The sequence below is a fragment of the Brucella ciceri genome (assembly GCF_041930145.1).
Lineage (GTDB): Bacteria > Pseudomonadota > Alphaproteobacteria > Rhizobiales > Rhizobiaceae > Brucella > Brucella intermedia.
In genome coordinates this window covers 1-10,384 of record NZ_JBHEEV010000025.1, presented here as the reverse complement: position 1 = coordinate 10,384, position 10,384 = coordinate 1, and the positions used below count along the sequence as shown (strand labels likewise).

Here is a 10,384-nt window from a genome sequence, read left to right as displayed (position 1 = left end):
TCAGTCTCTTCTCCATCAATGAATGCCAGAACTTCTTTAAGGCTGCTGGGTATGAGGCCGAATAAATGCGACACGCTTTAGCAATCGGGCTGCGCCCCGGCGAGCGTCTCGGCATCTGGTCGCCCAACAATCTCGAATGGATTCTCACCCAGTTCGCGAGCGCAAAGGCGGGCCTGATCCTCGTCAACATCAACCCCGCCTACCGGGCGCATGAACTGGAATATGTGCTGGGGAAAGTGGAATGCGCGGCACTCATCCTCGCGCCGTCGCTGAAGAGCAGCAACTATATCGACATCCTGCGCAGCATCGTGCCCGAACTCGATGAGGCCCGGCCCGGGCATCTGATGTCCGGGCGGCTTCCCTCGCTGCGCTGCGTGATCCGGCTTGGTGCGGAACAGATGCCGGGCATGTTGAATTTCGACGATGTGGCCCAATCCGGCGATGAAGTCACCAGGCAGGAACTGGCGCAGCTTGCCGACGAACTGCAATTCGACGATCCCATCAATATCCAGTTCACCAGCGGCACGACCGGCAGCCCGAAGGGCGCGACGCTCTCGCATCACAATATCCTCAACAACGGCTTTTTCGTCGGCGATGCGATGCAACTTTCCGAACAGGACCGGCTCTGCATCCCGGTGCCATTCTACCATTGCTTCGGCATGGTGCTCGGCAATCTTGCCTGCGTCACTCACGGCTCCTGCATGGTAATCCCGAACGACAGTTTCGACCCTTTCCTGACGCTGCAGACCGTCGAGGAGGAGCAATGCACCGGCCTGCATGGCGTGCCGACCATGTTCATCGCGATGCTGGATCATCCGGACTCCAGCCGCTTCGACCTTTCGAGCCTGCGCACCGGCATCATGGCCGGGTCGCCCTGCCCCATCGAAGTCATGCGGCGTGTCGTGAGCGAGATGCATCAAGGCGAAATCACTATCGCCTGCGGCAAGACCGAGACGAGCCCGGTCAGTTTCCAGAGTTCGACGGCCGATCCGCTGGAGCGGCGCGTTTCCACGGTCGGGCGCATTCACCCGCATCTGGAGGTGAAGATCGTGGATGCGGATGGCAAGGTCGTGCCGCGCGGCGAAAAGGGCGAATTGCTGACGCGCGGCTACAGCGTCATGCGCGGCTACTGGAACGACGCGGAAAGTTCAGCCGGCGCCATTGACGATGCGGGCTGGATGCATACGGGAGACCTCGCGACCATAGATGAGGAAGGTTATTGCAACATCGTCGGTCGCATAAAGGATCTCATCATTCGCGGCGGCGAGAATATCTACCCGCGCGAGATCGAAGAGTTCCTGTTTGCCCATCCGGCGATCAGCGACGTCCAGATATTCGGCATTCCGGACCGGAAGTTCGGCGAAATCATCTGCGCCTGGGTCAAGCTGCACAAGGACGCACAACTGTCCGAAGAGGACCTCAGCGAATATTGCCGGCAGCGGATCGCGCATTACAAGGTTCCGGCGCATATCCGCTTCGTGGATCAGTTTCCGATGACGGTGACCGGCAAAATCCAGAAATTCGTCATGCGACAGGCCATGATCGAAGAGCTGGAACTGCAGGAAATTAGAACGGCGTAATTATGCCGTCCTGTCAGGAGCCGTGTTCTCCAGGAGCGGGATGTTTGTAACCTGTCCCGCCCTCCCGCTCTCAGGTTTTGTCTGAATATAATCATGTCCGAAGCCCGCTCCCACTTTTTCGGAACCATGTTCTAATATTTTCGCTCCCGCCGGCTTGCAAAGCAAAACCGAGAATGCATATTACGTAAACGTAAGATTTTTGGGAGAGTTTCCATGGAAGAACTGATCGCACGCATCACCTCCAAAGTTGGCATCGATGCGGCAACGGCAGAAAAGGCAGTCGGCATGATCCTCGCCTTCCTGCAGAAGGAAGGTCCGGAGGCAGAAGTCCAGAAGCTTCTCGCAGCATTTCCGGGCGCTGAAGACGCGATTTCGCAGGTCAAGGGCGGCGGCTTCCTGTCCGGTCTGATGGGCGGCGTGATGGGTCTGGGCTCCCAGCTCATGGGCGCTGGCCTCGGCATGGGCGAGATTTCCGGCGTCGCCAAGGAGACCATCCGCTTTGCCAAGGAAAAGGCCGGCGACGAACCCGTGGATGCCGTTATCGGCGCGATCCCGGGCCTCGGCCAGTTCGTCTGACCAACCTTGCATTTTTCGATAAAGGCCCCGGTTTCCGGGGCCTTTTTGCATGAGTGCCTCCCCGCGGAAACCATCCTTCGCCGCAGGCACCCCCCACATGCCAGTATAAAACAATAGTAATTAAGTCATGTTTTTCACGATAACGTGAAGCCCATGTAATAATCCCACTAAATTCTGGATGATACTTGCCGCATTGGAGATTTAGCCGGTGCGATGATTGCAATGTCCCGGATTGTATCGGATATTTGAACCAAGGGACGAAATCTGTTCAATTTTTAAACGCGGAGGATCGCATGCGTTTGTTTTTCCTGACTGTCAGTTCTGCTGCTGTATTGGTCGCCGGTGTAGCACAGGCTGACGTCACAGCCGATCGTCAGGCAATCATGAAGGACCTTGGCCGTTCTGTCGGCTCGATTGCTCCCATGGTCAAGGGCGAGAAGCCTTTCGACGCCACCGCCGCACTTGCCGCGTTGGAAAAGATCGACGCCGACGCCAAGAAAATGGACGTGGACACGCTTTTCCCTGCCGGTTCCGATCAGGGCGACACGGAAGCCTCGCCAAAAATCTGGGAAAACAAGGACGATTTCGTCAAGCACGTTGAAGAATTCCGCGCAGACGCCGCGGCTGCATTGGCTGCCAAGCCGCAGGATCTGGATGCGCTGAAGTCCGCCTTCCAGCAGGTTGCAGCCAATTGCGGTTCCTGCCATCAGGTCTATCGCGTCAAGAAGAACTGATCTTCACGGTTGACACCGCGCGCACCGGACGGAAACATTCGGTGCGCAAAAGCATTTCCAGCTGGGTGCGGTGCTGCTCCGGCGCTTCCGCGCATTGAAGCTGGCGTGCTGAATGACAGCCATAAGAGCGGTCCGCAATCGTCGGAACCGCCAGACGGGAACGGATGAAATGGTCCGAAAACTGGCATATGTCGCAGGCGCCGTGGTCGTCCTTGGAGCCGCAGCTTTCTGGATTCTGACCACGCCGCAGAAGGTGAGCCAAACCGTTCTGGATGCGATGGAACCGGGCGATCCGGTCAAAGGCGAACAGGTTTTCTGGGCGGGCGGCTGCGCCTCCTGCCACGCGGCCCCCGGTGCAACCGGCGATGCGCGCAAGGTTCTGGCGGGCGGGCACGAACTGGTTTCGGATTTCGGGACGTTCATCGCGCCCAATATCTCCCCGTCCGAGCAGGGGATCGGCACCTGGACGATCCATGATTTCGCCAATGCGATGCTGAAAGGCATCGGCAAGCAGGACGAACATCTTTATCCGTCGTTCCCCTACACATCCTATACCAGAATGCAGCCGCAGGACGTGGCCGATCTCTTCGCCTTCATGAAAACGCTGCCGCCGTCCGACAATGCAACGGCGCCGCACAGGCTTTCTTTTCCGTTCAATATCCGGCGCGGACTGGGCCTCTGGAAACAGCTTTACCTGTCAGACCAGCCCGTGGTGGAAATCGCAAATGCCTCCGATCAGGTGAAGCGCGGCCAGTATCTGACCGAGGCCCTTGGCCATTGTGGTGAATGCCACACGCCGCGCAATGTCATCGGAGGGCTGGACAAGGGCCAGTGGCTCGCAGGGGCATTATCGCCCGAGACCGGCAGCGACGGGAAAAGAGGCGTTGTGCCGAACATCACGCCGGGAGAAGCAGGCATTGGCGGCTGGAGCGAGAAAGACATCGCCTATGCGCTGCAGAGCGGCTTCACCCCGGATTTCGATTCGCTCGGCGGATCGATGGCCGATGTGGTTGCGAATATGGCCCATCTCGCCGAGGCGGATCGCAATGCCATTGCCGCCTATCTGAAAGCCATTCCGGCGCATCCGAACGGTTATTCGGCGCGCTGAGGTCGAGTTGCAAGCTGCGCCCGTCAGTTCGTTCAGGGCTTTTCCTTGTCGTGACGACGAGCGGCGTTTATATGCTTGAGTTCGTTTCGATCTGATTGAATCAGATCGAAACGAACTCTAAACTCTTTTATTGAAAGCATAATCTTATCGATCCTCGTTTCACTCCGGTCGGATTATGCTCTAAAGTGAGTTGAACAGAGGGAGCAAGCCGCCTGATGACTGCCGAAGACGCTATTTTTCTTGGCGCGAGCCGCAAGCCAGACGACTCTTACCAGCAGCCGGAATATCTAGCGCTGAAATACGGCAACCGTCACGGCCTCGTCACCGGCGCTACCGGCACCGGCAAAACGGTCACGCTGCAGGTTCTGGCCGAGAGCTTTTCGGCGGCGGGCGTCCCCGTTTTCTGCGCCGACATCAAGGGCGACCTTTCCGGCATCGGCGCGGTCGGCGTTCAAAATCACGGGCTCCTCAAGCGTGCGGCGGAGATCAAGCTCGACCCGTATGAAATGCGCGCAGCCCCTGTGATCTTCTGGGATATTTTCGGCGAGCAGGGTCATCCTGTCCGTGCAACCATTTCCGAAATGGGACCGCTGCTGCTGTCTCGCCTGATGAACCTGACCGACGCGCAGGAAGGTGTGCTGAACATCGCCTTCCGTCTGGCGGACGAAGAAGGCTTGCTGCTTCTGGACCTCAAGGACCTGCAGGCGATCCTTGCCGAGATGGCGGAGCGCTCGGCAGAGCTTTCCGGAAAGTACGGCAATGTGAACAAGACCTCGGTCGGGGCGATCCAGCGTTCGCTTCTGGTTCTCGACCAGCAGGGCGGCTCGAAATTCTTCGGGGAACCGGCGCTCAAGATTTCGGACCTGATGCGCACCACCACCGACGGGCGCGGCGTGGTGAGCGTGCTCGCCGCCGACAAGCTAATGATGAGCCCGCGGCTTTATTCCACATTCCTGCTCTGGCTGATGTCGGAACTGTTCGAGGAGTTGCCCGAAATCGGCGATCCCGACAGGCCGAGGCTGGTCTTCTTCTTCGATGAAGCCCACCTTCTGTTCGACGAAGCGCCCAAGGCGCTGATCGATCGCGTGGAGCAGGTCGTGCGCCTGATCCGTTCCAAGGGCGTCGGCGTCTATTTCGTAACGCAGAACCCGCTAGACGTGCCGGAAACGGTCCTGGCGCAGCTTGGCAATCGCGTGCAGCACGCGCTTCGCGCCTATACGCCGCGCGAGACCAATGCCGTGAAGACCGCAGCCGACACGTTCCGCCCGAACCCTGATTTCAACACGTTTCAGGCGATCACCAATCTTGCCACGGGTGAGGCGCTGGTTTCCACCTTGCAGGAAAAAGGCGTGCCTTCCATCGTGCAGCGCACGCTCATCCGCCCGCCCTCTTCACGCATCGGGCCGCTGACGCCGGAAGAACGCGCGAAGATCATCGCCGCAAGCCCGGTCGCCGGACAGTACGATCAAGCCGTGGATCGCGATTCCGCTTTCGAAATGCTGGCCCGCAAGGCGCAGAATGCAGCGGCAGCCCAGCAAAAGACCAAGGAAGAGGAAGAAGGCGGCGGCATCTTTGGTGAGCTCGCCGGTACGGTGCTCGGCACCGGTCGCCGCTCCGGCCGCCAGACAGTGGCGGAAGCAGCCATGAAATCCGTCGTCCGCTCGGTCGGCAATTCGCTCGGGCGTGCGCTCGTGCGCGGGATCCTGGGCAGCTTCAAGAGGTGATTTAAGGCAGTAAGGCAGTAAGGCAGTAAGGCAGTAAGGCAGTAAGGCAGTAAGGCAGTAAGGCAGTAAGTGAAATAGGGCAGAAGGTTTCAGTCAAGCAAAACATATTGCCCTACTGCCTTACTGCCCTATTCCCCTAACCTTACATCACCAGAATTCGTGCCTTTGCCGGAACACGATCATAGAGATCGATGATGTCCTGGTTCAGGAAGCGGACGCAGCCCGAAGAGACTGCCTTGCCGATTGACCACCATTCCGGGTTGCCGTGCAGGCGGTACAGCGTGTCCTTGCCGTCCTGGAAAATATAGAGCGCGCGGGCGCCAAGCGGGTTCTTGAGGCCCGGAGCCATGCCGCCATTCTTGGCGCTGTACTGCACCAGTTCCGGCTGGCGGGCGACCATTTCATCCGGCGGAGTCCAGCGCGGCCACTGGCGCTTGTACTGGATCACGGCGCGGCCCGACCATGCAAAGCCTTCGCGGCCAATGCCGACGCCGTAGCGCATTGCCTGACCGTTTTCGAGGACCAGATAGCAGAAGCGGTTGGCCGTATCGATGACGATCGTACCCGGCAGTTCGCCGGTCGGATCCTGCACCACCTGGCGCAGGAAGCGCTTGTCCATCTTCTGGATCGGGATTGCCGGAAGCATGAAGCCGCCATCTTCAACGGCGGCGTACATCTGTGCCCAGCCGCCATAGGATGAATCGACATTGGCCTGCGGGGTGCGGTTGATCGGGTTCCCCGACTGATCCACATCGATAATTGGAACATTCTGCCCCAACTGAGCGCAACCGGCCAGGCCGGCGGCCGCTGTTGCTGTCATTGCCGTCAGAAAGGAACGGCGGGTAAGGGTCGTTTGCATATGAAAACCAGTTTAGTGACGGGAGGAGTTACAGATACACATTCAGGGTTAACGAATTGCGACCCGACCAAATTGTGGCAGATACGCAGTGGGCGGTGAAAACGGCCTGAAACGGCTGTTTCCGGTGTTTGGTTGCACGGAAAACGCCCGAAAATTGTGGCGTACACCCGTTCTTAATGCGGCCTAATCGTGGCGAAGGCCCACCAGCATGGCTCGTGTTGCAGCCGCGACACAATTTTGGATGCAGCGGCCAGCTTTCGATAAATCCGGCAAGTTCGAATTTTAGTGAAAACTCAAACGAGCAGTTGGAGGCTTGGCAAAATGAGCGCCGGAGCGAACTCCTTATATTCGTCGGGCTGGTTGGAACGGTTGATCCAGACCCCGCGCATGCCGAACCGCACCGCGCCCGCCACGTCCCAGCGGTTCGAAGACTGGAACGAGATCGCCGACGGATATAGCCGCCAGTGGAGGGTGATGAGTTCATAGACTGCCGGCGCGGCCTTGTATTTCCTGACTTCATCGACCGAAATCACGTCGTCGAGCAGAACATCGAGCGCGGCCGAACGGACAGCGGATTCCAGCATTGCGGGCGATCCGTTGGAGAGAATGGCGAGCCTTGCGCCCTTCTCCTTCAGGCCTTTGAGGGCCGCGGGCACTTCCGGATAGCAATCAAGCTTCCAATAGGCGTCGAGCAGATCATTGCGCAGCCCTGGATCGACGGAAGGGTAGCGCGCAAATGCGAAATCAAGCGAATCCTCGGTAAGTTTCCAGAAATCGCTATAGGTGCCCATGAGGCTCAGCACCCAGGAATATTCGAGCTGCTTTGCGCGCCACAGCTCGGAAAATGCCCGTCCGTCCGGCCCGGCCTTGTCCGCATGCCGCCGCACCGCCGAATGGACATCGAACAATGTGCCATAAGCGTCGAAGACATAAGAACTGTGGGACACCATTTCCTCCTGTGAGGGTCCGCCCGCATCGCGAAGCGTTAGAGCGCGTTTCGATCTGATTGGATCAGACGGGCGCTCTAACCCGTTGTTTTTGACGCGCATCTTATCCGAAAACCGTTTCACACTTTTCGGGATGCGCTCTAAATCGAGAATTACGCCATCCTACTGTGATTTCAATAATAATTCATTGTCTTGAAGCTGAATTGCTCAATCACGCCATTGCCGCCCGCACCGATGCGGCCTATGTAGATTCCGCACACAAGTTTTGAGGCAGCATCTGTTCGGCCCGCCGCTGGCTGCCCATGTAAGCCGAATGACAAGAGGAGAGTTTCCAATGGCTTTCGAACTGCCCGCCCTGCCGTATGATTACGACGCCCTTGCGCCTTTCATGTCGCGCGAGACGCTTGAACTTCACCACGACAAGCACCATCAGGCCTATGTCACAAACGGCAACAAGCTGCTCGAAGGCTCCGGCCTCGAAGGCAAGAGCCTGGAAGAGATCGTCAAGGAAAGCTACGGCAAGAACCAGGGCCTCTTCAACAATGCCGGCCAGCACTACAACCACATCCAGTTCTGGAAATGGATGAAGAAGGGCGGCGGCGGCAAGAAGCTGCCGGGCAAGCTTGAAAAGGCAATCGAGTCCGATCTTGGCGGCTACGACAAGTTCCGTGAAGATTTCATCGCTGCCGGTGTCGGCCAGTTCGGTTCGGGCTGGGCCTGGCTGTCGGTCAAGAACGGCAAGCTCGAAATCTCCAAGACCCCGAACGGCGAAAACCCGCTCGTTCACGGCGCAACGCCGATCCTCGGCGTCGACGTGTGGGAACATTCCTACTATGTCGATTATCGCAACCTGCGTCCAAAATACCTCGAAGCCTTCGTCGACAATCTCATCAATTGGGAATTCGTCGAAGAGCTGTATGAAAAGGCCTGATGCCTTTCCTATGAGAATAAGAAAAACCCCGGTTTTGCCGGGGTTTTTTGTTGCCTTCAGTCCTTGATCACCTGCACGCCCACATGCCGTGCGCGTCCCGCACCCCATCCGGCGATGGCGGCACCCAGTCCCAGCAGGGCGAAGAACGCCCCGCAAGCAGCAAAGCTGCCAGTCGCGCTGTGGATCATGCCGACGATCAGCGGACCGATCGCGGCCAGCGTATAGCCGACGCATTGCGCCATGCCGGACAGATGTGCCGCCGTGTGCGAATCCGGGGCGCGCAGCACGATCACCATCATCGCGGCTGCGATGAGACCGCCCTGCCCGATGCCCTGAATGACCGCCAGCACCCAGTATGTCCATTGCGGCAGGTAGAGAAATCCGATCAGCGGCAAGGCTGCGCAAGCGCAGAGAGCGACATTGAGCCAGCTCTGGTTCTTCTGACGCGTGGCGATGGAAGGCACGGCGAGACAGGTCACCACCTGCACCATGATCGAGAAGGAAACGAGGCCGCCTGCCGCCTTGGGGCTCAGGCCCTGCTCGCGCAGGATCGGCGCCAGCCATCCGAAAACGATATAGGCGGTGGAGGATTGCAACCCCATGAACAGCGTCACCTGCCAGGCCAGCCTGTCCTTCCAGAGCCCGATCACCCGGAAGCCCGAATGGGCCACATTGTGCTTGGCGCGCAAGGCCTGCGGCAGCCACAGAAGCAGCACAAGTGCCGCCGGAACGGCCCAGAATGCCAAAGCGAGGTTCCACGAGCCGCCGAGCAACCCCTTGATGGGAATGGTGAAACCGGCTGCAGATGCAGCGCCCCCGCACAATGCCATCGTATAAAGGCCGGTCATGATGGCGGCTGTCTTCGGAAAGTCGCGCTTGACGACGCCCGGCAGCAGAACATTGCCCGTGGCAATGGCGGCACCGGCCAGCGCGGCGCCAATATAGAGCCAGTAGAAGGAACCGAAACCGCGAATGGCGGTGCCGATTGTGAGCACGGCCAGCACGACAAGCAGGACACGCTCCGCGCCGAAGCGCTGCGCCATCCGCGGCGCAAACGGCGCGAAGACACCGAGACAGACGACCGGCAGCGTGGTCAATATACCGGCTGCGATCGACGACATGCCGGTCGCCTCGATGATTTCCGGCAAGAGCACGGAAACGCTGGAGAATACCGGCCGCAGATTGGCGGCGATGAGCACGAGGCTCAGGCCCAGCAAGATGCGCATCGCCTTGCTGGGCGGCTGCTGGACGGGCGGCGGCGGGACGCTGTCCGCCTCCGCATCGACCAGCGCATCCGGCTGCATTGCCTCGTTTTCTGCCCTGTCCGACAGGGCTGTATTTGTGTGGCTCATGATGCGAGCAACCTTTCAAGTTCTTCAATCAGGGGCGCCATGAAACGGCGAACGGTTGCTCCGGCCTTTTCGGGATCGCCCGAGGCGATGGCCTCGACGATCTGGCGGTGCGCTTCATCGCTCGGCTCTGGCAGTTCGCCATTGAGCGTGGCTTCTATGGATTCGCGAATGGAGGCGGAGAAAAAGGCATAGACCTCGATGAGGGCGTTATTGCCCGAGGCCGCGACGATGGCTTCATGGAAGGCAAAGTCTCGCGCCACGAAAGTTTCGCGGTCGAGTTCATCGCGACTGCCCCGCTGCGCCAGCATTTTTTCAAGATGCGCAAGCCCCTTCCGCGTGATGCGCAAGGCGGCAAGACGGGCCGCTTCGGTTTCCAGAACTGCCCGGGTCTCAAAACGGTCGCGCAGGCTGGTGTGGCGAATGCGGTCCAGGCTGCGAGCCGTGTCCGCCGTCGAGCGGACATAAGTTCCTGAGCCCTGCCGGGTTTCCAGCATGCCCTGCGCGACCAGCGCCCGCACAGCCTCGCGCACAGTGCCGCGGCTGACGTCGAGCGTTGCGGAAAGTGCCGCTTCA

At 59.2% G+C, this 10,384-nt stretch carries 10 protein-coding genes; 6 read left to right on the top strand and 4 right to left on the bottom strand.

What is annotated here, in order from left to right; translation table 11 throughout:
- Positions 1-65: 65 nt before the first annotated feature.
- From JNC63_RS21755 to JNC63_RS21735, 5 genes are all read left to right on the top strand, one after another.
- The gene (locus JNC63_RS21755) at positions 66-1,580 is read left to right on the top strand and encodes an AMP-binding protein (protein WP_006471124.1); all 1,515 of its coding nucleotides are present in this window, start codon (positions 66-68) and stop codon (positions 1,578-1,580) included.
- A 213-nt stretch (positions 1,581-1,793) separates the two neighbouring features.
- The gene (locus JNC63_RS21750) at positions 1,794-2,156 is read left to right on the top strand and encodes a DUF2267 domain-containing protein (RefSeq protein ID WP_006471125.1); all 363 of its coding nucleotides are present in this window, start codon (positions 1,794-1,796) and stop codon (positions 2,154-2,156) included.
- 293 nt (positions 2,157-2,449) lie between these two features.
- Entirely contained in the window at positions 2,450-2,890 is a 441-nt protein-coding gene (locus tag JNC63_RS21745) for a c-type cytochrome (RefSeq protein WP_006471126.1), read from the top strand.
- Between the two features lie 169 nt (positions 2,891-3,059).
- Positions 3,060-3,998, top strand: a complete 939-nt coding sequence (locus JNC63_RS21740; RefSeq protein WP_006471127.1) for a cytochrome c — start codon at positions 3,060-3,062, stop codon at positions 3,996-3,998.
- Between the two features lie 215 nt (positions 3,999-4,213).
- Positions 4,214-5,722 (top strand): helicase HerA-like C-terminal domain-containing protein, encoded by a 1,509-nt coding sequence (locus JNC63_RS21735; RefSeq protein ID WP_006471128.1) that lies wholly within the window; start codon positions 4,214-4,216, stop codon positions 5,720-5,722.
- 142 nt (positions 5,723-5,864) lie between these two features.
- On the opposite strand, the gene JNC63_RS21730 is transcribed toward JNC63_RS21735, so the two are convergent.
- Both JNC63_RS21730 and JNC63_RS21725 read right to left on the bottom strand, forming a co-directional pair.
- A complete protein-coding gene (locus tag JNC63_RS21730) occupies positions 5,865-6,581 on the bottom strand; it encodes a L,D-transpeptidase (protein ID WP_006471129.1) in 717 nt (238 codons plus the stop codon).
- A 293-nt stretch (positions 6,582-6,874) separates the two neighbouring features.
- The gene (locus tag JNC63_RS21725; protein WP_006471130.1) at positions 6,875-7,528 is read right to left on the bottom strand and encodes a haloacid dehalogenase type II; all 654 of its coding nucleotides are present in this window, start codon (positions 7,526-7,528) and stop codon (positions 6,875-6,877) included.
- A gap of 334 nt (positions 7,529-7,862) precedes the next feature.
- Between JNC63_RS21725 and JNC63_RS21720 the strand changes: the two genes are divergently transcribed.
- Positions 7,863-8,459, top strand: coding sequence for a superoxide dismutase (locus JNC63_RS21720; RefSeq protein WP_006471131.1), 597 nt, complete (start codon positions 7,863-7,865; stop codon positions 8,457-8,459).
- A 56-nt stretch (positions 8,460-8,515) separates the two neighbouring features.
- On the opposite strand, the gene JNC63_RS21715 is transcribed toward JNC63_RS21720, so the two are convergent.
- Together JNC63_RS21715 and JNC63_RS21710 are read right to left on the bottom strand one after the other, a co-directional pair.
- Complete coding sequence (locus JNC63_RS21715; RefSeq protein WP_235693766.1) at positions 8,516-9,763, bottom strand: CynX/NimT family MFS transporter; 1,248 nt, start codon at positions 9,761-9,763, stop codon at positions 8,516-8,518.
- Positions 9,764-9,807: 44 nt separating this feature from the next.
- Positions 9,808-10,384, bottom strand: a 577-nt coding sequence (locus JNC63_RS21710) for a FadR/GntR family transcriptional regulator (protein ID WP_374846769.1), incomplete at its 5' end; no start/stop codon positions are given.